The sequence below is a fragment of the Burkholderia sp. L27(2015) genome (assembly GCF_009765705.1).
Lineage (GTDB): Bacteria > Pseudomonadota > Gammaproteobacteria > Burkholderiales > Burkholderiaceae > LMUX01.
Window position 1 is genome coordinate 205,353 of sequence record NZ_LMUX01000021.1, and the last position, 22,243, is coordinate 227,595.

A 22,243-nucleotide genomic window follows, 5' to 3' on the forward strand; every position below is an offset into this window, starting at 1 on the left:
CGATCAGAAAGGGCCAAACAGGTGGCGGTTAGTTGGGCTTTGATGCGTTAGGTTTTAACGTGTCAGGCTTTACTACATGGGACTCTTATGCGCGAGGTTCCAACGCGTGTGGCATTAACGCCGGAAGTATCGCAAGGCGAGCCGTATCCGTGATCAATGCGGCTTATGCGGCAGACGCTCGGCGATCGCCTCAATCAGCGTGCGCGCCAGAGTCTGCTTGTCGGCCTTGGGCAGCACAGTGATGCCCACGGCATCGCACACGATGACCTGATTGTCGTCATGCCCGAAGGTATCGGCGCCGATATTGCCGATCAGCAAAGGGATATGTTTGCGCACCCGCTTTTCCTGCGCGTTGCGCTCCAAGTCCTGGCTTTCGGCTGCAAACCCGACGCAAAACGGGGGCTGCGGCAATTGCGCGACGCTGGCGAGGATATCGGGGTTTTCGACAAAGTCGAACTTGGGGATGGCTGCACCGGGCGTCTTTTTGATTTTTTCGGTACTGACTTGCGCGGCTCGCCAATCCGCGACCGCGGCCACGGCGATAAAAATGTCGGCGCCGGCTATCGTGGCATGCACGGCATCATGCATCTGCTGGGCGGTCTGTACATCGGTACGGGCGACGTTCCAGGGCGTCGGCTCGGCGGTAGGGCCCGCGATCAAATGAACCTGTGCGCCGGCTTCCGATGCGGCACGCGCGAGCGCAAAGCCCATTTTTCCACTTGAGCGGTTAGTGATGCCGCGCACCGGATCCAAGGGCTCGAAGGTGGGGCCGGCGGTGAGCACGACGCGTTTGCCCGCCAGCCGCTTGGGCTGGAAGAACGCGATCAGTGCCTCGCAAATGGTGAACGCCTCCAACATCCGGCCCTCGCCCATTTCGCCACACGCTTGTGAACCGGAGTCGGGACCCAGCACGGTGATGCCGTCGGCGCGTATTTGTGCAACGTTGCGTTGCGTAGCGGGTTTTTGCCACATCTGCAAATTCATCGCGGGCGCCACCAGCAACGGGCAATCGCGTGCGACACACAGCGTCGACAACAAGTCGTCGGCCAGCCCGTTCGCGAGCTTGGCGATAAAGTTGGTCGAGGCCGGCACCACCACGATGGCATCCGCTTCGCGCGACAGGTCGATATGCGCCATGTTGTTGGCGATTCGCGGGTCCCATTGATCCGTGTAGACGGGGCGTCCGGATAGGGCCTGCATGGTGACCGGCGTGATGAAGTGCGTGGCCGAGTCGGTCATTACCACTTGCACCGAGGCCCCTGCCTTGATCAGCAGGCGTGTGAGCTCGGCCGACTTATAGCAAGCGACGCCGCCCGTCAGCCCAAGTACCAGATGTTTTCCCGCCAGCTCGTTGGCACTCATCATGTGCTTCCTTCATCAGCGCGCGCCGCGGACCCGGCGCAGTTCATCGATCACCAGCAGCACGGCGCCCACCGTAATGGCGCTGTCGGCCAGGTTAAAGACCGGCCAGTGCAACTGCCCGGCGTGGACGTCGAGAAAGTCGACCACACGCCCGTACAAGGCGCGGTCAATCACATTACCCAGCGCACCCCCGAGTATCAGGGCCAGCGCCGTGCAAAAGAGCCGCTGACCCGCGTGGCGTTTGAGCAAATAACAGATCACCACTGCGGCGATTAGCCCGAGAGCGGTAAACACCCAACGCTGCCAACCGCCCGCTGCGGCCAAAAAGCTGAAGGCCGCGCCCTGGTTATACACCAGCACCAAATTGAAAAACGAGGTGATCCAGTGTGGCCGACCGTATTCGAACGTGCGCATCACGGCGACTTTCGAAAGCTGATCGATCAAGATCACCACCAGCGCCACCCCCAACCACGGCAACATGCCGTGGCCGGCGCTTTGCCGGTTGCTGCTTGGCTTGCCGCCTTGCTTGCCACTGATAGCGCGTGTCGCCATTACGCTGCGCTCCTCGTTTCGCCGGTTCCGAACAGATTGCTGAAGCAACGGCCGCACAAGGTCGGGTGCTCGGCATGGGCGCCGACATCGGCTCGGTAGTGCCAGCAGCGCTCACATTTCTGATAGGTGGAGGTTCTGACTTCGACGCCTTCATCCGCTTCGTTATCCACCTTGACGATCGTTGCCGCCGAGGTGATCAGCACGTATTTGAGCTCGTCTGCGAGACTCGCCAGCGCGTCGTAGCGTGCACCGCTAGCGCGGATCTCAACTTCAGCTTGCAGCGACGAACCGATCCGGTCGGCAACCCGCGCATCTTCCAGTGCCTTGGTAACTTCGCCGCGCAGCGAGCGCAGCAGTTGCCACTTGCTTATCAGAGCCGGTGCATCGGCAATCTGCGGATAGGCGAAATAGGTCTCGGTGAAAATCGTCGTCGCACCCGGCTGGAACACCCGCCATGCTTCCTCTGCCGTGAACGACAGGAACGGCGCCATGATCCGCAGCAAGCCCTGCGTAATCTGGTACAACGCCGTTTGCGCGGCGCGGCGTGCACGCGAATCGGGCGCCGAGGTGTAGAGACGATCCTTCAGCACATCCAGATAGAAGCCGCCCAGGTCTTCCGAGCAGAACGTCTGCAGCTTGGAGACCACCGGGTGGAATTCATACTGTTCATAGTGCGCCAGGATGTCGTTCTGCAGCGCGGCCGACATCGCGACGGCATAGCGATCGATTTCCAGCCATTGCTCCACCGGCACCGCGTGCTGCGCGTGATTGAAGTCGGCCAGATTGGCGAGCAAAAACCGCAACGTGTTGCGGATGCGCCGATAGCCTTCGACCACGCGCTTGAGGATCTCGTCGGAAATCGACAGCTCGCCCGAATAATCGGTCGAAGCCACCCACAGACGGATAATTTCGGCGCCCAGCTTGTTGGCGACTTCCTGCGGTTCGATACCGTTGCCCAGCGACTTCGACATCTTGCGGCCTTCGCCGTCGACGGTGAAGCCGTGGGTTAGCAACGCCTTATACGGCGGCCGGCCATCGAGCATCGACGCCGTCAGCAGCGACGAATGGAACCAGCCGCGATGCTGGTCCGAGCCCTCGAGATAAAGGTCCGCCGGGAATTGCAGCGTAGCGGCATGCGAGCCGCGCAGGACATGCCAGTGTGTCGTACCGGAATCGAACCAGACGTCCAGCGTGTCGCGATTCTTTTCATATTGATTGGCTTCGTCGCCGAGCAGCTCCGCCACGTGCAGGGTTTGCCACGCTTCGATGCCGTGTTGCTCAACGCGCTTGGCCACTTCCTCGAGCAACTCGACGGTACGCGGATGCAGCGCGCCGGTTTCCTTGTGCACGAAGAACGCCATAGGAACGCCCCACTGCCGTTGGCGCGATAGCGTCCAATCGGGCCGGTGCGCGATCATGCTGGCCAGACGCGGTTTGCCCCAAGCGGGAAAGAAGCGGGTCGCCTCGATACCGGTCAGCGCCGTTTCGCGCAGGCTCGGACCGCCGTCGCGCGGTGTCACGTCCATCCCGGCAAACCATTGCGAGGTGGCGCGGTAGATAATCGGCGTCTTGTGGCGCCAGCAGTGCATGTAGCTGTGGGTGTGTTTTTCGACGTGCAGCAGCGTACCGGCTTTCTGCAAGGCTTCGACGATACGCGCGTTGGCCTCCCAGATCTGCAGGCCGCCAAACAGCGGCAGGCTTTCGGCATAGCGGCCATCACCCATCACGGGGTTGATGATGTCGGCATCGGTCATGCCGTGGCTCTTGCATGAAACAAAGTCTTCCACGCCATAAGCCGGTGACGAGTGCACTACGCCAGTACCGGCATCGATCGTGACGTAGTCGCCAAAGAACACCGGCGCCGTGCGCTGGTAACCCGGATGCGCGCTTGCCAGCGGGTGGTGGAAACTCAGGTCTGCGAGCGCGAGGCCAGGCGCGGACGCAATCACTTCACCGGTCAGTCCGTACGTTTGCAAGCAGGCCTCGACGCGCTCGGTAGCGAGAATCAGCAAACCGCGCGGCGTGTCGACCAGGCTATAGCCGATTTCCGGATTCAGGTTGAGCGCCTGGTTCGCAGGGATCGTCCACGGCGTGGTCGTCCAGATGACGATCCAGCCTTCGTTTTTCGGCAGAGAGGCAAGACCGAACGCTTCGGCGACCTTCGCCGTGTCGGTGAAGGCAAAGCCCACATCGATGGCGCTATCGGTCTTGTCCTTGTATTCGACTTCGGCTTCGGCGAGGGCCGAGCCGCAATCGAAACACCAGTTCACCGGCTTCAAGCCGCGAAACACGTAGCCCTTGTCGAGAATTTTTGCCAGCGCACGGATTTCGTCCGCCTCGTTGGCGAAATTCATCGTCTGGTAGGGATTGTTCCAATCGCCCAGCACACCCAGGCGCTGGAAGTCGATCTTCTGCTTTTCGATCTGCGTGGCGGCGTAGGCGCGCGCTTTCTTCAGCACTTCGGCGGCCGGCAGGTTCTTGCCGAATTGTTTCTCGATCTGGATTTCGATCGGCATGCCGTGGCAGTCCCAGCCGGGCACATAGGCGGCGTCGAAGCCCGCCATATTGCGTGCCTTGACGATCATGTCCTTGAGGATTTTATTGACGGCGTGACCCAAATGGATATCGCCGTTGGCATACGGCGGCCCATCGTGCAAAACGAACTTCGGACGTCCGCGGCTGGCTTCGCGAATCTTCTGATAAACCTCGCCTTCTTGCCATTCACGCACCCATTCCGGCTCGCGCTTGGGTAAGTCGCCGCGCATCGGGAACGGGGTTTCGAGCAGGTTCACTGGGTATTTCGGTGGGACCTGGGTTTTGCCTTGCTTCTTAGCTTGATTCTTGGCTTGATTCTCTACCGTGGCAGGGGAGTCGGCTTTTTTGTCGCTCATAGTGGGCTTGGTCTTTAAATCGGTAATCGCCATTGTGGCGCAGGATCATGACGGGTCTGTTCAGGCGCGGTTGCACGCCTTAACGCTGACGGATGTGCTGCATGGTTGTTTGTGTCACCGCGGTTGCGTCACTTGTGTCACTTAGGTCGCCTCAACTCATACAGCGTCAACTAATTCGGTCGGTGGCGGCCGTCGCCCCGTTGCGTAAAGGGGTTCCAGCGCCGGTCTGCGCATCGAAAAACGCTCGTGTTACGGCGACGTCGCGCGCGATCGCGGCCGTGAGGGTCGGTAAATCGATGTATTTTTCTTCGTCGCGCAATTTCTTCAAGAACTCGACTTGCACCAGCCGACCGTATGCGTCGCCGTGCCAGTCGAGCACGAACACTTCCAGCAGGTAACGTCCGGAATCGTCGACGGTCGGACGCAACCCCAGGCTGGCGACGGCTGGGCGCGGCTGGCCGCTGTCGTCCAGGCCATGCACTTGCACCGCGAAAATGCCGGTCAGCGCCGGACGCTTGTGGGCGATGCGCAAGTTCAGCGTGGGAAACCCGAGGTCGCGGCCCAGCTTGGCGCCGTGCACCACATGTCCGCTAATGACATATTCGCGGCCCAATAACGCATTGGCTTGCGGCAGGTCGCCGGCCACCAGCGCGGCGCGTACCGCCGAACTCGAAATGCGTGCGCCCTGGCCGTCGGTGAGCGTGGCCATCTGCTCGACCTCGAACCCGTATCGCGCGCCAGCCTCGCGTAACGAGGCAAAATCGCCGGTGCGCCGGGTGCCATAGCGGAAGTCGTCGCCCACGATCACCCAACGGGCATGCAGGCCATTGACAAGAACGCGTTCGACGAAAGTTTCAGCCGATTGCGCCGCGAAGGTCTGGTTGAAGTGCTCGACCACCACGCGGTCGACCGCGTTGCACTGTAGCGCCTTGAGCTTGTCGCGCAGGAACGCGATGCGCGGCGGGGCGCCCGCCGGATTGAAGAATTCGCGTGGGTGCGGCTCAAAAGTCATCACGCACACGGGCAACCCGCGTGCGTCGGCCGCCGAGCGCACCCGGGCCAGCAGCGCCTGATGGCCGCGATGCACGCCGTCGAAATTGCCGATCGTCAGCGCGCAAGGCGCACGACTCTCAGCGTTCGGAAGACCCCTGAATACTTTCACGTAAGCGATACTGGATGGGTGGTCAATTACCGCGGCGCCAGGGCCGCAAAGCATTAGATTATAAACGCTCGCACCGGCTTCCGGGATTCATGCGGGGCAACACGGGTCCGGATGATAAAATCCGGCGATGAAGAAAATTGTTATCCTGATTTCCGGTCGTGGTTCCAACATGGCAGAACTCTTGCGCGCGTGCACGCAAGAGCAGTGGCCAGCGCAGATCGCAGCAGTCATTTCCAACCGTCCCGACGCCGCCGGATTGCAATATGCGCAGGCGCATGGTATTCCCGTTGCGGCCGTCGATCACACGCTTTACCGCCAGGATCGCGCAGCGTTCGATGCCGAATTGGCGCGACAAATCGACCGGTTCGAACCCGACCTGGTGGTGCTTGCCGGCTTTTTGCGGGTGTTGACCGATGGCTTCGTCGAGCGTTATAGCGGCCGCATGCTCAATATTCACCCGTCGTTGCTGCCCAGCTTCCCGGGACTTAAAACCCATCAGCAGGCGCTCGATGCCGGTGTCAAGCTGCACGGCAGCACGGTGCATTTCGTGACGCCGACGCTGGATCACGGCCCCATCGTGCTGCAGGCCGCCGTGCCCGTGCGTAGCGGCGACGACGCCCAAGCACTGGCCGAGCGCGTTCTTGAAGTTGAACATCTTATTTATCCGCGTGCTGTACGCTGGTTCGTCGAAGGACGACTGGCGCTGCAAAGCGGGCATGTCGTCTTGACTCCGCCCGAGCCGCAATGGTTTTTTATCGGAGAAGGCGCATGAAGTTGCATGGTTTCCTGATTGGTCAGACTGAAACCCTTTTGGCCGACGTGCTGAAATTTGCCGGCCCGGCTGACGCGGCCACAAGCCGTTTTTTCCGCGCCCACCCGAAACTCGGCCACAACGAGCGCGGCGTGATTGCCGAGGCCGTGTTCGCCGTGCTGCGTCGAAAGATGGAGTTCGGTCATCTGGCAGAAAGCGGTTCGGGCAATCCGACGCGGCGCCTGGCGTTGCTGGGGCTGATGCAGACGGCGGGGCGCACGGCCTTGAAGCCGTTTCTGTCGCAGACCGAATCGGATTGGCTGGAGCACGTGTCGAAGATCGATCCGGCCAGTTTGCCGTTGCGCGTGCGCACCAATTTGCCCGAGTGGATCTACAGTGCCCTGGCCAGCCGCTTCGAAGAAGCCGAGCTGGCCCTGCTGGCCGCGGCCTTGAACCACCCCGCGCCGCTCGATATTCGCGCCAATCCGATCAAGGCTAGCCGCGAGCAGGTCATGGCCGCGCTCCAGGCCGCCGAGATTGCTTGCGAGGCGGGGCCGTTCGCACCGCAGGCGATCCGTCTGGGCGGCAAGCCCGCGCTGAATCGCATCCCCGCATTCGAGCAAGGCTGGTGCGAAGTCCAGGACGAGGGCAGCCAATTGCTGTGCTACCTGCTCGCACCCAAGCGCGGCGAGATGGTGGTGGATTTCTGCGCAGGCGCCGGCGGCAAGACGCTCGCGCTCGGCGCGATGATGCGCTCGACCGGCCGCCTGTATGCGTTCGATGTGGCCGACCGCCGGCTTGCCAAGCTCAAGCCGCGTCTGGCGAAAAGCGGTCTGTCGAACGTGCATCCGGTGCTCATCGACAGCGAACATGATGCGAAGATCAAGCGCTTGGCGGGCAAGATCGACCGGGTGCTGGTCGATGCGCCGTGCAGCGGGATGGGGACGCTGCGACGCAATCCCGACTTGAAATGGCGTCAATCGCCGGACTCTGTTGCGGAACTGACGCCCAAGCAAGCGTCGATTCTCGCCAGCGCTGCGCGGCTGGTGAAACCGGGCGGACGGTTGGTTTATGCCACCTGTAGTTTGCTCGAAGCAGAAAACGAGGCCATCGTGACGGCGTTTCTCGCCGAACACCCGGAATTCCAGGTGCTCAACGCCGGAGAAGTGCTGGCCGAGCAGAAAATCGATTTGCCGATGGGGACGTATCTTTCGCTGTGGCCGCATTTGCACGCGACCGATGGCTTTTTCGCCGCCGTACTTGAGCGGCGCGTGTGACGCGGCTTTGAGAAGGGCGATCGCTCGATAGAACCTGCAAATGATACAAAATCGCTACGTGAATCATATGTTCGGTGCCCTGGTTCGCGATTTCGGCCAGCCCGTCATCGCTTATCAGGCCGGCGTATTGCTGGGCTGCCTGCTGGCGGCCTATCTGCTGGCTCGTGTGTTCAAGCGAATGAGTCGGCGTCGAGATACTGCCAACGTGGTGTTGCAGTTCAGCCTCGAAAGCCTGAACAAGGCGATGTTTCCGTTGCTGGGCTGGATCCTGGTGTTATGCGCGCAGTTGGCGCTCGATCCGTTCTTCGACACGGCGCTGCTCAGCCTGGCGCTGGTGCCGTTGTTCGGTATTTCGGTCATCTATTTGCTGTTTTATTGCGTGCGGCGAGCGTTTTCGCGCTCAGGCAGCTCGTCAGAGCTGCTGTTGCTGGTCCAGCGCGTGCTGACCGTGGTGGTGTGGGTCGGCATGGTGGTGTATATCACCGGTATCCAGGACGATCTGCTGCGCTGGATGGGGAGCGTCAAGTTCAACGTGGCCAATGCGCATATGAGCCTGCTGTCGTTGAGCACCGGCTTGTTGTGGGTCGGTTTGACGGTGGTGGCGGCGATGTGGGCCGGCGCGGCGCTCGAAGATCAATTGATGAAATCGCGTTCGCTCGACGCCAACCTGAAGGTCGTCACGGCCCGGGTGAGCAAGGCGATTCTTATCCTCGCAGCGTTGCTGGTCAGCCTGGAACTGGTCGGTATCGACATCACGGTGCTGGGCGTGTTCGGTGGCGCGCTGGGGGTTGGCCTAGGCTTGGGTCTGCAGAAAATTGCCAGCAACTATGTGTCCGGCTTCATCATCTTGCTGGAGCGTTCGCTGCGCCTGGGCGATCAGATTACGGTGGGCGGCTACCAAGGGCTGGTTACCCAGATCAAGACGCGCTACACGGTAGTGCGCGGGCTGGACGGCATCGAGACCATCATTCCAAACGAGAAGCTGGTCGCCGATCCGGTGCAGAATCACTCATCCTACGTGACCCGCGGTTACATCAAGTTGACCGTGCAGGTTGCGTATTCAACCGACGTCGACCACGCGATGGCGTTGTTGGTGGAAGCGACACAAGGCGTGCCCCGCCTGCTCGACGATCCCGCTCCGGCTGCTTATTTGACGGGTTTTGGCGCGGATGGCATCAACTTTGAGCTGGGTTTTTGGGTAGAGAATGCCGCCCAAGGCACGTCGCTGGTGCGCTCGACCGTCAATCAGGCTATTTGGCGGTTGTTTTTGTCCAACGGTATCGAAATTCCGTTTACGCAGCGGGAAGTGCGCATCGTCGGGGAAATTCCGCTCGCGCGAGCCGAGCCGGCTGGCCCTGCGCAAGCAGCTGTAGCCGCCGTAGCCGACATAAACGCGCAGAAGCCGGCGCGATCGGACGGGAGCGCCATCCCCCCGAGTGCCGCCCCGGGCTCCGCGGCTCGGTCGAGCTAAACCTGCTTACTATTTGATTCAACACAGAAAACCCTAAATTTTACGGTTTCTTTAGCGTTTATTTGGATATCAGTTTGGTACACTGCATGCCAGAATTCGATTGGTCCTGATGACCGGATCGAAAAGGATTCGTAAGAGATTCCGTACGAGTATGTCTAGCCGGTGTTCTGTCGATCTTTTTGCCAAGCTTTCGGCAATCTTAAGGGGCGACTAAGATATCGGTGTTAGCATCAATTTTGTATTTGTTTTCAAGACTTTATCTTTTCGCGGGCTTGTTTTTCGACAGCCGCGTTCCAGGATTTTACCTTGCTCAACTATTTGTTTGATTTCGTGGCTCATGGTCTGCTGCATGCCAGCGGATGGGCTATTGTCGCGTACACGCTGATCATGACTCACATCACGATCATCGGCGTCACCGTTTACCTGCATCGCTGTCAAGCGCACCGTGCGCTCGATCTACATCCTGCCGTCAGCCACTTTTTCCGTGGCTGGTTGTGGATGACAACCGGGATGGTTACCGGGCAGTGGGCTTCGATCCACCGCAAGCACCACGCCAAATGCGAGACCGAAGACGATCCTCACAGTCCGCAAACGCGTGGCCTGCCCAAGGTGTTGTGGCAAGGCGCGGAGCTGTATCGCAGCGAGGCAAAAAACGAGGAAACCCTGCGCAAATTCGGTCACGGCACGCCGGACGACTGGGTCGAGCGCAACGTCTATGCGAAGCATGCCATTCTGGGCATCAGCTTGATGATGATCATCAACATCGCGTTGTTCGGTGCAATCGGGCTGACCATCTGGGCGATCCAGATGGCATGGATCCCGTTCTGGGCCGCTGGTGTGGTCAACGGCCTGGGGCACTTCTGGGGCTACCGCAATTTCAACAGCGAAGACGCGAGCACGAACCTTGTGCCGTGGGGCATCCTGATCGGTGGCGAAGAGCTGCACAACAATCACCATACGTACGCGACCTCGGCCAAGCTGTCGAACAAGTGGTACGAGTTCGATATCGGCTGGATGTACATCCGCGCGCTGGAAATCTGCAAGCTGGCCAAGGTCAAGAAAATCGCCCCGTCGCCGAAGATTTCGGGTGCCAAGGCGATCGTTGATCTGGATACGCTGCAAGCCGTGTTGTCGAACCGCTATGAAGTCATGGCGCAATACGGCAAGACGCTCAAACGTGCGTATCGCAAGGAACTCGCGCATATCAAGGAAGTTGGGGCGCGTGAAACCTATGTGCTCGCAAAAAATGCGCGCAAATGGTTCCATAAAGATGAAGCTCGTCTGCAGGAACCGCAGAAATTGCAACTGCCGCAACTGTTCGAGTCGAGCAGCGCGCTGAAGACTTACTTTGAACTGCGCAGCGAACTGGCCGCAATCTGGGAGCGCTCCAATGCGTCGCGCGAGCAACTGGTGCTGCAGTTGCAGGATTGGTGTCAGCGAGCCGAGGCGAGCGGGATCAAGGCTTTGCAGGAGTTTTCGGTACGCCTGCGCAGCTACGCATAGTCGTGCAGGGTGTTCACCGTGGTGAGCACTCAGGTCACCCTTTAGGTCACCGTACGGCTGCGCGCGCAAGCGCACCAAATCCGCTACACTTCGTATGAGTAGAGACCCCGCTAATGCGGGGTTTCGCACTTTCAAGGCAGCGATTTGCGGCGGTGTGCAAATCCGTTTCACGGAGTGTTGGCAGCTATGGATCAAACTCTCGTTAAAACCATCGAATTCGACCGGCCTTTGGCGCCCTCGGCCGAGTCGGGTTCAGGTGCGGCATGCGGCGTCGGTCAGGCTTGGGCGACCGTGGCGCCGGCGCCCAGTGCGGCGGAGCGGGTTCGCTTGAAAGAGCAGATACGCACTCTGCTTAAGCGCGAGCAGGCCGTGCTGGTCGCGCACTATTACGTCGATGGCGAGTTGCAGGATCTCGCCGAAGAAACCGGCGGCTGCGTGGCAGACTCGCTCGAAATGGCGCGCTTCGGTCGTGACCATCCGGCCAAGACGTTGATCGTAGCGGGCGTGCGCTTTATGGGCGAGACCGCGAAAATCTTGAGCCCGGAAAAGCGCATCCTGATGCCCGACCTGGATGCCACCTGTTCGCTCGACCTAGGGTGTCCCGCCGATGAGTTTGCGGCGTTTTGCGACGCCCATCCGGATCGCACCGTGGTGGTGTATGCAAACACGAGTGCCGCAGTCAAGGCTCGCGCGGACTGGATGGTGACGTCGTCGATCGGACTCGACATCGTGGCCGACCTGCATGCGCGTGGCGAAAAAATTATCTGGGCGCCGGATCGGCACCTGGGTAGCTATATACAGAAAAAGACGGGCGCCGATATGTTGTTGTGGCAAGGCTCCTGCCTGGTGCATGACGAATTCAAGGGCGTGGAGCTCGATTTGCTGCGTGCAGAGCACCCGGACGCGAAGATCCTCGTGCATCCGGAATCGCCGGCGTCGGTTGTGGCCCAGGCCGATGTTGTCGGCTCGACGACGCAGTTGATCAGCGCCGCACAAAATCTGGCGGCGCGCGAATTTATCGTCGCCACCGATCTCGGCATTTTGCACAAGATGCGTGCCGCTGCGCCCGACAAGATCTTCATTGCGGCGCCCACGGCCGGCAATAGCGCAACCTGCAAGAGCTGCGCGCATTGCCCGTGGATGGCCATGAACGGATTGGCCAATCTCGCTGCTGTGCTGGAACACGGGCACAATGAAATTCACGTTGAACCGCAGTTGGGCGCGCGAGCGCGCTTGCCGATCGACCGTATGCTGGATTTTGCCGCGCGCCAGAAAAAAGCCGTGCGCGCCAGTGGCGACCTGGCGCGCGATGGGGCGCTGTTTGAACAAGTCGGACCGGCCTGAGCCGGCGCCAAACATAGAGAAGGAAACCGAGACAGTGCAATTGATAACGGGGAAGGACGCGATTTCACCTTTGTTTGGTGAAATTTCGCGCGAATACGGTGTGGTCTTCGAGCAGTCGATCGAGAGTGCCGTTGCAGCCGCGCTTGCGGAAGATATCGGCAGCGGCGATCTGACTGGCCGACTCGTGCCGGCTGACGAAGTGCGTAGCGCGCGTATCGTGATTCGTGAAGCCGCGGTGCTATGCGGCGTGCCTTGGTTTGAAAGCGTATTGCGGCAACTGGGCGGCGGTATCACGACCAGTTGGCATTACCGTGAAGGCGAACTGATGCTCGCCAATACCCCCGTGGTCGAATTGCGAGGTCCGGCGCGGTTGCTGCTGACGGCCGAGCGCAACACCTTGAATTTTCTGCAGTTACTGTCGGGTGTAGCGACCGCGACGCGGCGCTATGTGCAGGCGATCGAAGGGCACCGTGCGCGTATTCTCGACACTCGCAAAACCCTGCCAGGGCTACGCCTCGCGCAGAAGTACGCGGTGCGTGTCGGCGGCGGGGCGAACCAGCGGATCGCGCTTTATGACGGCATCCTGATCAAGGAGAATCATATTGCCGCGGCTGGTGGAGTGGGCGCCGCAGTCGATGCAGCTATCGCGCTGAACGCGGGGGTGTCGATACAGGTTGAAGTCGAGACGCTGGCACAGCTCGATGAAGCGCTCGCGCACCACGCCGAGTCGATCCTGCTCGATAATTTTACGCCGGCGATGATGCATGAGGCCGTGGCGATGACGGCAGGCAGGGCAATACTCGAGGTGTCGGGCGGCGTCAATCACGACACTGTGGTCTCCATTGCCGCGACCGGAGTGGACCGGATCTCGATCGGCAGTTTGACCAAAGACGTGCACGCTGCCGATTTTTCGATGCGGCTGCTTTAAAGGCAGCGGCTTTAGAGGCCCGCTGCCTTAAGGTCGCCGCTTTGAGGTCGCGGCTTCAAGGTCTCGGGTTGCAGGTCCTGGGCTTCATCTCGATCCAGGCCTGCTCGAACTATAGGGAGCGGTTACGCATCCGTTTTGGCGCAAGCACGGTTGCGATGCCTTTGGGCAGGGCGTCCGGCCAGTCGCGGCTGAAATGTAGACCGCGACTCTCCTTGCGAGCCCGGGCGCTGTCCACAATCAGCGAGCCGACGTCGACCAGATTGCGCAGTTCGAGCAAATCGCGGCTGATTTTGAAGTTGGCGTAATACTCGTGAATTTCGTCGCGTAGCATCGAGATACGGTGCTTCGCTCGCGCGAGCCGCTTGTCGGTGCGAACGATGCCGACGTAATTCCACATCAGTCGGCGTAACTCGTCCCAGTTGTGCGCGACGACGACTTCCTCGTCGGGATCCGACACACGGCTCTCGTCCCACGCAGGCAGCGCCATGTGTTGGGAGCAGCTAAAACCTTCCTGCTGTATGTGAGCCGCCGCCGCGCGGCCGATCACCAAGCATTCGAGCAAGGAATTGCTCGCCAGCCGGTTCGCGCCGTGCAAGCCTGTGCAGGCGGTTTCGCCGACGGCATACAAACCGTTGAGATCGGTGCGTCCTAGCAGGTCGGTGACCACCCCGCCACACGTGTAGTGGGCCGCCGGCACGACGGGAATCGGATCGGTTGTGATATCGATGCCGAATTCCTTGCAGTGCGCCAGTATCATCGGGAAATGTTCCTCGAGGAACGCGGGCGACTGGTGGGTAATGTCGAGAAACACGCAATCGATACCGCGTTTCTTGATTTCGAAGTCTATTGCGCGTGCGACCACGTCACGCGGTGCGAGTTCTGCGCGCGGGTCATGCTGCGGCATGAAGCGGGTGCCGTCGGGCAACCTGAGCACGCCACCTTCACCTCGAACGGCTTCGGAAATCAGGAAAGATTTCGCATACGGATGGTACAGGCAGGTCGGATGGAACTGGATGAATTCCATATTCGACACGCGACAACCGGCGCGCCATGCCATCGCGATGCCGTCGCCCGTCGAGGTATCGGGATTTGTCGTATATAGATAGACTTTGCCCGCACCGCCCGTGGCGAGTACCGTATGCGGCGCCTTGATAGTCAAGGTACGGCCGGTGCTGATTTCAAGCGCGTAAAGTCCGTGGCAGCGCCGTCCCGGCAGGCCGAGCCGGTCGGCGGTAATCAGATCGATGGCGAAATGGTCTTCGAGCAACGTGATGTTGGGATGGCTGCGTACGCGTTCGACCAAAGTGGTCATCACGGCGTGGCCCGTTGCGTCGGCGGCGTGAATAATGCGGCGATGGCTGTGACCGCCTTCCCGGGTCAAGTGAAAACCCAATTCCGCGGTATCGTCGCGCGTGAACGGTACGCCTTGTTCGATCAACCAGTCGATCGCTGACGGGCCATTCTCGACAATGTAGCGGGTTGCGGCCTCATCGCAAATGTCACCGCCCGCAACCAGGGTGTCCCGGACGTGGTTTTCTACGCTGTCGGTCGAATCGAGGACAGCGGCGATGCCGCCCTGAGCCCAATCGCTAGCACCTTCTGTCAGTGAGCGTTTGGCGATCACTGCCACGCGTGCCGATTCCGCCAGGTTCAATGCGACGCTCAGACCGGCGAGCCCGCTGCCTACGATTACTACGTCGAATTCCATCATACGGCCATCTCCAAGCTCGGGTGCAGCGCGTCGTGAAGAACAACGCCACGAGGATCGATGCGGGTGCCCAGGGAACCGGGACCTTATAAAAGCGTTAGATGCTACACCGTTAGGCAAGGATGCGCAGAGGTGAGCCGATGCTGGGAACGCTGACGCAGCACATAATAAAAAACCCCGCAGTTGCGGGGTTTTTTGAAGGAACCGCGCAATGCAAACGCGCAGCGGCACCCGACCAATTACTTGATCTTGGTTTCCTTATACGACACGTGCTTGCGAACAACGGGATCAAATTTCATGATCTCCATTTTCTCAGGCTTCGTGCGTTTGTTTTTCGTCGTGGTGTAGAAGTGACCAGTACCGGCTGTTGATTCCAGCTTGATCTTGTCGCGTCCGCCTTTAGCCATGATGGTGCTCCTTAGACTTCGCCACGTGCGCGCAAATCTGCGAGCACGGACTCAATGCCATTCTTGTCGATCAGGCGCAGGCCGGCGTTCGAAACGCGCAGACGCACCCAGCGGTTTTCGCTTTCCACGAAGAACCGGCGATTTTGCAGATTCGGCAGGAAGCGACGCTTGGTCTTATTGTTTGCGTGGGAAACGTTATTGCCGACCATCGGCCCTTTCCCGGTCACTTGACATACGCGTGCCATAGAGCACTCCTAATACGCTTAAATTCAGGTGTTACGTAAGAACGTAAAATAACTACTGAAATGGGTGGAAACAAGCAGACGAAGATTCTAACAGAAAAAACTCCGAATAATCAAATGTATTTCTGGATCTTCGTAGGGGTGACCGCGCCATCGCACGGCACGGTTTCAGGCGGCCTCACTTTACAGCAAGCCGCGTTCAGCAAAGGAAAAGACGCTGTTGGCGCCGATTATAAGGTGGTCGAGCAACCTGACATCGATTAGTTCGAGCGTCGCTTTCAGACCTTGGGTCAGGTGCCGGTCCGCGGCACTCGGCCGCGCATCGCCGGAGGGATGGTTGTGCGCGACGATCAAAGCGGCGGCATTGTGTGCCAGCGCTTCACGAGCGATTTCGCGAGGATACACGACTGTGCGCGTCAAGGTGCCGCGCGACGACTCTTCGACCCGGATCAGGCGGTTTCTGATATCCAGATAAAGGCAGATGAAGGCTTCATAATTGCGGCTGCCGATGAGTAGACGCAAGTAATCATGCACTGCGGTGGGCGAGTCGAGCGCGACATTGCTCTGCATTTGTTGGGACAATGTGCGCTTGGCCAGTTCGAGAACCGCCTGTAGCTGGGCGAATTTGGCGGAACCGACACCGCGCACGGATTTCAGCTGGTTGGCCGAAGCGCCCAGGAGCCCTTGCATGGAGCCGAATTTGACGAGCAGCGCTTGCCCCAATTCGACGGCGCTTTTCCCCGGTGTCCCGATACGCAAGACGATGGCCAGCAATTCACTGTCCGACAGTGTCGATGCGCCCTCTCGGAGCAATTTCTCGCGAGGCCGTTGATGTTGCGGCCAGTTGCAGATTGGAACGTGCGAGAGCTGCGGCACTTCGTGAAACGCAGGCCTGCCGTGTGCGCCGGCATGTTGACCCTGCGTCGCATCGAACTTGGACTCGTGCGTCGACGCGCGGTGCGATGGGATTACGTGGAGATTGCGGGAGAGGGGGGCGGTCATGGTGCGTGTCCAGGAAATAGGGCGCTAATATCGATGGTGACGCGTGCTGCCCGGTATTTCGCCAGGCCGATTCGCGGCTTGGCCGCTCGTGCGTAGGCGGCGGGGGCAGTAAAGCGCGGCCTATGATCTTCGTCGTGGCTTACAATAGAGTGCTGTACGGCTTTTAACGAGCGGGTCGGCCCCGCGCGGTGAGCCGCGCTGCCGATCGCAGGCGCCGCATCCGGTGAACGCCGGGTGGCCCTGTCGCAATAACATTTATATGACTTTGAGTGCCGCATGACGCAGATTGATATCGCTGAAGTAAAACCAGGTTCACACGTGACGTTGCATTACCGGCTCGCACAGCTCGAAGGCGCGGATATTGTCAGTACCTTCGGCGACAAACCGGCCACGCTGTTGTTGGGGGCCGGCCAATTGGCGCCACCACTGGAAGCCATTCTGGTCGGATTGAGAGTTGGGCACCACTCGGTCTTTCGGCTAGAACCTGACGAAGCGTTTGGTCCCCGTAACCCGGAACTGTTGCAGTGGGTCACACTCCAAACGCTGCGCGAAAATGCCATGGTCGGCGAAGATTTCACCCCGGGTGATCTGGTCGAATTCAACGCGCCGGCGGGCGGGCGTTACGCCGGCATACTCAAAGAAGTGGGGGCTACCTCCGCCCTGTTCGATTTCAACCATCCGCTCGCAGGTCAACCCCTTGCGTTTGAAGTCCAGATTATTGGAATACTGTAGGAGCTGCCATGTCAGCAAGCGCTACCCTCGAAGCCGAAATTCTGCTCGCGCAGCCGCGCGGGTTCTGTGCCGGTGTCGACCGGGCCATCGAGATTGTCGAGCGGGCCCTCGCTTTGTTCGGTGCGCCGATTTTCGTGCGCCATGAAATCGTGCACAACGCCTATGTTGTTGAGGATTTGCGCCGTAAAGGTGCGGTTTTCATCGAGGAGCTCGACGACGTTCCTGCCGGCGCCACCGTAATCTTCAGCGCACACGGCGTGTCCAAGGCGATCCGCGAGGAGGCCGAAGGGCGAGGTCTGCGCGTATTTGATGCCACGTGCCCGCTGGTCACCAAAGTGCACATCGAAGTTGCCAAAATGCGCGGCGACGGTCTCGATATCGTCATGATCGGTCACAAGGGACATCCGGAGGTCGAGGGGACGATGGGGCAAACCGGCAGCGGCATGCATCTAGTCGAAACCATCGAGGACGTTCGAGTGCTCGAGGTCGATGACCCCACGCAGATCGCCTATGTCACTCAGACGACGCTGTCGGTCGACGATGCCGCCGAAATTATCGCGGCGCTCAAGCACCGCTTTCCACTGATCCGCGAGCCGAAAAAGCAAGACATTTGCTACGCCACGCAGAATCGGCAGGATGCGGTCAAATTCATGGCACCGCAGTGCGATGTGGTCATCGTCGTGGGTAGCCCGAACAGTTCGAATTCGAATCGATTGCGCGAGGTGGCGGAAAAGCGTGGCATTCCCGCGTACATGGTCGATTCGCCGGAGCAGATCGATCCCACGTGGCTGATCGGTAAACGCCGTATCGGCGTGACAGCGGGGGCTTCCGCTCCCGAAGCGCTGGCCCAACTGGTCGTGGAACGGTTGCGTACGCTAGGCATCGTGAACGTACGCAAACTCAGTGGCGTCGAGGAGGCGATTTCATTTCCGCTGCCGCGGGGGTTGAATCTGCCTGCGGCGTAAGAAGCGAGGTGATCGCCGCCTTGGGCGTCTCATCCTTCAAGCTGCCGACTCGGCGAGCCTCCTTCTAAGCCTCCCTTCGAAGCATCCGGCCCTCAAAACCGGGTGCGCATTTCCTCTTCGCCTAATATTTCTGCCGTAATATTTTGCCTGCGCCATTGCGGTGCGGGTCTGTATCTCGACGCAGAATTTTGTTCATTCGCGTCCGCTCTTCCTTCCCCCGCACAGTAGGTTTAGTCCCCGTCAATAAACAGTGTCAGCATTTTATCGTTGGGTGCAACCTACTGTTTGCTGAACAGTGCAACCGGGTTTCACTCGCGCGCACTGTCAATTGAGATCGGGTTGCAATGCAGGAAAACCCTCTGCCGCGTGGGCACTAAACCGGGTGCAAATAGAGGTACAATTCGCGCGTTTTCCCACGCTAATACGTGGTCGACACTCGTGACTCCGCTATGTCACAGCATGGGTTGGTATGAGTTTTGCTTATCTAGCCCGTCGTTGTCATTCGGACGTTCGCGTTATGTATCGCGTAGCGTGGAAAATTGAAGCGCAGAATTTTGCGACACAAAGGAAATCGAATGACGTTTTTCATCTTCGCCAAAGGGGCTGCTCACCGTCTCTGCTTGAAAGGGGATGCTGACGCGCTCGGATCGAACCCGACGGCACCGGTTGTTCTTGCGGTGCCGTTTTTATATTCGTGGCTCGCGCGGCGGTCGACTGTCTTATTGATGTCGACTAACGTGCGGTTCTCGCATACTTTTTAAGAATGGCAGTTCCATTGCGAATTTGGTGTGAGATCCTCGCGTCGTCAGATGCGATTAGCTGGACCCTTGCTGTAAATTCGTAATCAGGGAAAAGGAGTATCAAATGGATATTTTCGTCCAGCAGCTCATCAACGGTTTAGTGTTGGGCAGCGTGTACGCGATCATCGCGTTGGGGTACACGATGGTGTACGGGATCTTGGGCATCATCAACTTCGCACACGGCGACGTGTTGATGGTGGGCGCGATGGTGGCGCTCTCAGCCATCAACGTGCTGCAAGCGCACTTCCCGCAACTGGGCAACATCCCGATCCTGATCATCGCGCTGGTGATTGCCGCGGTCGTGTGTGCGCTGGTGGGCTACACCATCGAGCGCGTGGCCTACCGGCCGCTGCGCAACGCGCCGCGCTTAGCACCCTTGATCACCGCCATCGGCGTGTCGATCCTGCTGCAAACGCTGGCCATGATCATCTGGTCGCGCAACCCGCTGATGTTCCCGCAACTGCTGCCCACCAACCCGATCAACGTGATCACCCCGCAGGGTGACTCGGTGGGCGCGGTGATCTCGGTCACAGAAATCATCATCATCGTGGTGGCCTTCCTTACCATGGGCGGCTTGCTGCTGCTGGTGAACAAGACCCGCCTGGGGCGTGCGATGCGCGCCACCGCCGAGAACCGCTCGGTGGCGGGCCTGATGGGCGTGAACCCGAACTTCGTGATCTCGGCCACCTTCATGATCGGCTCGGCCTTGGCCGCGCTGGCCGGCGTGATGATCGCCTCCGAGTACGGCAACGCCCACTTCTACATGGGCTTCATCCCGGGGCTGAAGGCCTTCACCGCCGCGGTGCTGGGCGGCATCGGCAACCTCGGCGGCGCGATGGTCGGCGGCGTGCTGCTGGGCATCATCGAGCAGTTGGGCGCGGGCTATATCGGCAACCTCACGCACGGCGTGTTCGGCAGCAACTACCAGGACGTGTTCGCCTTTATCGTGCTGATCGTGGTGCTGGTGTTCCGGCCTTCGGGTCTGCTCGGCGAGCGCGTGGCCGATCGCGCCTAGCCGTCGGGACGCTAGATACGCAAATATAAGTCAGTCAGGAGGACATTTACCATGACATCGATTCCAACCATAGAGCCGTCCACCACGCTGATCCCTGAGCGCAAGTCGCCCAAGGCGATCGCCGGCATGGTGCTGGTGGCAGCGCTTGTGATTCTCGCGCCCATGATCGTTGGGGCGGCCGGGGGCAACTACTGGGTGCGCGTGCTCGACTTCGCGATGCTCTACGTGATGCTCGCGCTCGGCCTGAACATCGTGGTGGGCTTTGCCGGCCTGCTCGATTTGGGCTACATCGCGTTCTACGCCATCGGCGCCTATCTGGCCGCCTTGCTCAGCTCGCCGCACCTGACCACGCAGTTCGCGTGGATTGCCGCGTTGTTTCCCAATGGGCTGCACACACCGATCTGGATCATCGCCCCCATCGCGATGGCCGTGGCCGCCACCTTCGGCATCATCCTGGGCGCGCCGACCTTGCGCCTGCGCGGCGACTACCTGGCCATCGTGACCTTGGGCTTTGGTGAGATCGTGCGCATCTTCATGAACAACCTGGACCGCCCGGTGAACATCACCAATGGCCCGCAGGGGATCATCGGGGTGAGCCCGGCCAAGTTCGGCAGCTTCGACCTGTCGCAAACGCACAGCCTGTTTGGCCTGCAGTTCCCGGCGGTGTACCAGTATTACTACCTGTTCGTGCTGTGCGCGCTGCTGGTGATCTTCGTGTGCATGCGGCTGCAGCACTCGCGCATCGGGCGCGCCTGGGGCGCCATCCGCGAGGATGAGATCGCCGCCAAGGCGATGGGCATCAACACGCGCAACATCAAACTGCTCGCGTTTGCGATGGGCGCCTCGTTTGGCGGGCTGTCGGGGGCGATGTTCGGTGCGTTCCAGGGCTTTGTGTCGCCCGAGTCGTTCACGTTCTGGGAGTCGGTGGTGGTGCTCGCGTGCGTGGTACTGGGCGGCATGGGCCATATCCCGGGCGTGATCCTGGGGGCGATCCTGCTGTCGATCTTCCCGGAGTTCCTGCGCTCGACCATGGGGCCGTTGCAGGACATGCTGTTCGGCCACTCGATTATCGACACCGAGGTGGTGCGCCAGCTGGTGTACGGCCTGGCCATGATCGTGATCATGCTGTACCGCTCGGAAGGCTTGTGGCCCGCGCCCAAGCATGAAGACCGGATCGCGAAGATCGCCAAGCGCAACAAGCAGGTCCGGGCCTAGAGCGGAGCTAAAAACACAATGAGCAAGATACGACTGTCAGTCAAGGGCGTGAACAAGCGCTTCGGGGGCCTGCAGGCCCTCTCGGATGTGGGCCTGGAAATCGAGGAAGGCACCATCTACGGACTCATCGGCCCCAACGGGGCGGGTAAGACGACGTTTTTTAATGTGATCACGGGGCTATATGAGCCGGACTCGGGCGAGTTCGTGCTGGACGGCCAGCCGTACAAGCCGACCACGGTGCACGAGGTGGCCAAGACGGGGATCGCGCGCACGTTCCAGAACATCCGCTTGTTTGGCGGCATGACGGCGCTGGAGAACGTGATGGTGGGGCGCCATGTGCGCACCAAGCACGGCTTGATCGGTGCGGTGTTCCAGACGCCGTCGGAGCGCGCTGAAGAGAAAGGCATCAAGGAGCGCGCGCTGGAGTTGCTGGAATACGTGGGCGTGTTGCCCTACGCGGACTACACCTCGCGCAACCTGTCGTACGGTCACCAGCGACGCCTGGAGATCGCGCGGGCGTTGGCGACCGACCCCAAGCTGCTCGCGCTCGATGAGCCGGCAGCGGGCATGAACGCGACCGAGAAGGTGGAGTTGACGGGTTTGCTGGACAAGATCCGGGCCGACGGCAAGACGATCCTGCTCATCGAGCATGATGTGAAGCTGGTGATGGGGCTGTGCAACCGGATGACGGTGCTGGACTACGGCAAGGTGATTGCCGAGGGACTGCCCACGGAAGTGCAGAAGGACCCGAAAGTGATCGAGGCCTACCTCGGCGCAGGAGTGCATTGATGAGTACATTAAATGGCGCAGGGGCCCAGGGCGCAAACAGCAAAGTGAGCCAGAATATTGGCGGGGCTATGCTACAGGTCAAGGGCTTGAAGGTGTCGTACGGCGGGATCCAGGCGGTGAAGGGCGT

General features: G+C 60.1%; 19 protein-coding genes. 11 read left to right on the forward strand and 8 right to left on the reverse strand.

The annotated features are described in order from the left end of the window. Positions 1–153 precede the first annotated feature (153 nt). The 4 genes from coaBC to GSQ77_RS19390 all read right to left on the reverse strand — a co-directional run bounded on the left by coaBC (position 154) and on the right by GSQ77_RS19390 (position 5,967). Entirely contained in the window at positions 154–1,362 is a 1,209-nt protein-coding gene (gene coaBC, locus GSQ77_RS19375) for a bifunctional phosphopantothenoylcysteine decarboxylase/phosphopantothenate--cysteine ligase CoaBC (RefSeq protein WP_158904408.1), read from the reverse strand. A gap of 15 nt (positions 1,363–1,377) precedes the next feature. After that, the gene (lspA, locus tag GSQ77_RS19380; protein ID WP_254067803.1) at positions 1,378–1,842 is read right to left on the reverse strand and encodes a signal peptidase II; all 465 of its coding nucleotides are present in this window, start codon (positions 1,840–1,842) and stop codon (positions 1,378–1,380) included. Positions 1,843–1,913: 71 nt separating this feature from the next. Then, positions 1,914–4,679 (reverse strand): isoleucine--tRNA ligase, encoded by a 2,766-nt coding sequence (ileS, locus tag GSQ77_RS19385; protein WP_254067804.1) that lies wholly within the window; start codon positions 4,677–4,679, stop codon positions 1,914–1,916. Between the two features lie 292 nt (positions 4,680–4,971). Continuing rightward, complete coding sequence (locus tag GSQ77_RS19390; protein ID WP_158904411.1) at positions 4,972–5,967, reverse strand: bifunctional riboflavin kinase/FAD synthetase; 996 nt, start codon at positions 5,965–5,967, stop codon at positions 4,972–4,974. A 127-nt stretch (positions 5,968–6,094) separates the two neighbouring features. Between GSQ77_RS19390 and purN the strand changes: the two genes are divergently transcribed. The 6 genes from purN to nadC all read left to right on the forward strand — a co-directional run bounded on the left by purN (position 6,095) and on the right by nadC (position 13,241). After that, positions 6,095–6,739, forward strand: a complete 645-nt coding sequence (gene purN, locus GSQ77_RS19395; RefSeq protein ID WP_158904412.1) for a phosphoribosylglycinamide formyltransferase — start codon at positions 6,095–6,097, stop codon at positions 6,737–6,739. Further along, positions 6,736–7,995, forward strand: coding sequence for an RsmB/NOP family class I SAM-dependent RNA methyltransferase (locus GSQ77_RS19400; RefSeq protein ID WP_158904413.1), 1,260 nt, complete (start codon positions 6,736–6,738; stop codon positions 7,993–7,995). Before purN ends, GSQ77_RS19400 begins: the two co-directional genes overlap by 4 nt. A gap of 43 nt (positions 7,996–8,038) precedes the next feature. Further along, positions 8,039–9,466, forward strand: a complete 1,428-nt coding sequence (locus GSQ77_RS19405) for a mechanosensitive ion channel family protein (protein ID WP_174246499.1) — start codon at positions 8,039–8,041, stop codon at positions 9,464–9,466. A gap of 306 nt (positions 9,467–9,772) precedes the next feature. Next, positions 9,773–10,969 (forward strand): fatty acid desaturase, encoded by a 1,197-nt coding sequence (locus GSQ77_RS19410; protein ID WP_158904415.1) that lies wholly within the window; start codon positions 9,773–9,775, stop codon positions 10,967–10,969. Between the two features lie 186 nt (positions 10,970–11,155). After that, complete coding sequence (gene nadA / locus GSQ77_RS19415; RefSeq protein WP_158904416.1) at positions 11,156–12,313, forward strand: quinolinate synthase NadA; 1,158 nt, start codon at positions 11,156–11,158, stop codon at positions 12,311–12,313. A gap of 34 nt (positions 12,314–12,347) precedes the next feature. Beyond that, positions 12,348–13,241, forward strand: coding sequence for a carboxylating nicotinate-nucleotide diphosphorylase (gene nadC / locus GSQ77_RS19420; protein WP_254067704.1), 894 nt, complete (start codon positions 12,348–12,350; stop codon positions 13,239–13,241). Positions 13,242–13,350: 109 nt separating this feature from the next. Here the strand turns inward: nadC and nadB are convergent, their stop codons facing one another. The 4 genes from nadB to radC form a co-directional block, all read right to left on the reverse strand. Next, on the reverse strand, positions 13,351–14,949 hold the full coding sequence (gene nadB, locus GSQ77_RS19425) for an L-aspartate oxidase (protein ID WP_158906358.1): 1,599 nt from the start codon (positions 14,947–14,949) through the stop codon (positions 13,351–13,353). 239 nt (positions 14,950–15,188) lie between these two features. Further along, positions 15,189–15,356, reverse strand: a complete 168-nt coding sequence (gene rpmG, locus GSQ77_RS19430; protein WP_158904418.1) for a 50S ribosomal protein L33 — start codon at positions 15,354–15,356, stop codon at positions 15,189–15,191. Positions 15,357–15,367: 11 nt separating this feature from the next. Continuing rightward, entirely contained in the window at positions 15,368–15,601 is a 234-nt protein-coding gene (gene rpmB / locus GSQ77_RS19435) for a 50S ribosomal protein L28 (protein WP_158904419.1), read from the reverse strand. Positions 15,602–15,781: 180 nt separating this feature from the next. Continuing rightward, positions 15,782–16,600 (reverse strand): DNA repair protein RadC, encoded by an 819-nt coding sequence (radC, locus tag GSQ77_RS19440; protein ID WP_158904420.1) that lies wholly within the window; start codon positions 16,598–16,600, stop codon positions 15,782–15,784. A gap of 276 nt (positions 16,601–16,876) precedes the next feature. Here radC and GSQ77_RS19445 point away from each other — a divergent pair, with 276 nt between their 5' ends. The 5 genes from GSQ77_RS19445 to GSQ77_RS19465 all read left to right on the forward strand — a co-directional run bounded on the left by GSQ77_RS19445 (position 16,877) and on the right by GSQ77_RS19465 (position 22,116). Beyond that, a complete protein-coding gene (locus tag GSQ77_RS19445; RefSeq protein WP_158904421.1) occupies positions 16,877–17,332 on the forward strand; it encodes a peptidylprolyl isomerase in 456 nt (151 codons plus the stop codon). A gap of 8 nt (positions 17,333–17,340) precedes the next feature. After that, positions 17,341–18,297: a 4-hydroxy-3-methylbut-2-enyl diphosphate reductase gene (gene ispH / locus GSQ77_RS19450; RefSeq protein WP_158904422.1), complete on the forward strand. Its 957-nt coding sequence runs from the start codon at positions 17,341–17,343 to the stop codon at positions 18,295–18,297. 864 nt (positions 18,298–19,161) lie between these two features. Next, the gene (locus tag GSQ77_RS19455) at positions 19,162–20,112 is read left to right on the forward strand and encodes a branched-chain amino acid ABC transporter permease (RefSeq protein WP_158904423.1); all 951 of its coding nucleotides are present in this window, start codon (positions 19,162–19,164) and stop codon (positions 20,110–20,112) included. A gap of 51 nt (positions 20,113–20,163) precedes the next feature. Further along, positions 20,164–21,327, forward strand: coding sequence for an ABC transporter ATP-binding protein (locus tag GSQ77_RS19460; protein ID WP_158904424.1), 1,164 nt, complete (start codon positions 20,164–20,166; stop codon positions 21,325–21,327). Positions 21,328–21,345: 18 nt separating this feature from the next. Then, the gene (locus GSQ77_RS19465) at positions 21,346–22,116 is read left to right on the forward strand and encodes an ABC transporter ATP-binding protein (RefSeq protein WP_158904425.1); all 771 of its coding nucleotides are present in this window, start codon (positions 21,346–21,348) and stop codon (positions 22,114–22,116) included. Positions 22,117–22,243 lie beyond the last annotated feature (127 nt).

What these genes read in the sequence shown, in the direction of transcription:
- GSQ77_RS19455 (WP_158904423.1), top strand. Translation starts at nt 19,162, where the DNA reads ATGGATATTTTCGTCCAGCAGCTCATCAACGGTTTAGTGTTGGGCAGC.
- coaBC (WP_158904408.1), bottom strand. Translation starts at nt 1,362, where the DNA reads ATGAGTGCCAACGAGCTGGCGGGAAAACATCTGGTACTTGGGCTGACG.
- purN (WP_158904412.1), top strand. Translation starts at nt 6,095, where the DNA reads ATGAAGAAAATTGTTATCCTGATTTCCGGTCGTGGTTCCAACATGGCA.
- nadB (WP_158906358.1), bottom strand. Translation starts at nt 14,949, where the DNA reads ATGGAATTCGACGTAGTAATCGTAGGCAGCGGGCTCGCCGGTCTGAGC.
- ileS (WP_254067804.1), bottom strand. Translation starts at nt 4,679, where the DNA reads ATGCGCGGCGACTTACCCAAGCGCGAGCCGGAATGGGTGCGTGAATGG.
- nadA (WP_158904416.1), top strand. Translation starts at nt 11,156, where the DNA reads ATGGATCAAACTCTCGTTAAAACCATCGAATTCGACCGGCCTTTGGCG.
- rpmG (WP_158904418.1), bottom strand. Translation starts at nt 15,356, where the DNA reads ATGGCTAAAGGCGGACGCGACAAGATCAAGCTGGAATCAACAGCCGGT.
- rpmB (WP_158904419.1), bottom strand. Translation starts at nt 15,601, where the DNA reads ATGGCACGCGTATGTCAAGTGACCGGGAAAGGGCCGATGGTCGGCAAT.
- GSQ77_RS19465 (WP_158904425.1), top strand. Translation starts at nt 21,346, where the DNA reads ATGAGCAAGATACGACTGTCAGTCAAGGGCGTGAACAAGCGCTTCGGG.
- ispH (WP_158904422.1), top strand. Translation starts at nt 17,341, where the DNA reads ATGTCAGCAAGCGCTACCCTCGAAGCCGAAATTCTGCTCGCGCAGCCG.
- GSQ77_RS19445 (WP_158904421.1), top strand. Translation starts at nt 16,877, where the DNA reads ATGACGCAGATTGATATCGCTGAAGTAAAACCAGGTTCACACGTGACG.
- GSQ77_RS19400 (WP_158904413.1), top strand. Translation starts at nt 6,736, where the DNA reads ATGAAGTTGCATGGTTTCCTGATTGGTCAGACTGAAACCCTTTTGGCC.
- lspA (WP_254067803.1), bottom strand. Translation starts at nt 1,842, where the DNA reads ATGTTGCCGTGGTTGGGGGTGGCGCTGGTGGTGATCTTGATCGATCAG.
- radC (WP_158904420.1), bottom strand. Translation starts at nt 16,600, where the DNA reads ATGACCGCCCCCCTCTCCCGCAATCTCCACGTAATCCCATCGCACCGC.
- GSQ77_RS19460 (WP_158904424.1), top strand. Translation starts at nt 20,164, where the DNA reads ATGACATCGATTCCAACCATAGAGCCGTCCACCACGCTGATCCCTGAG.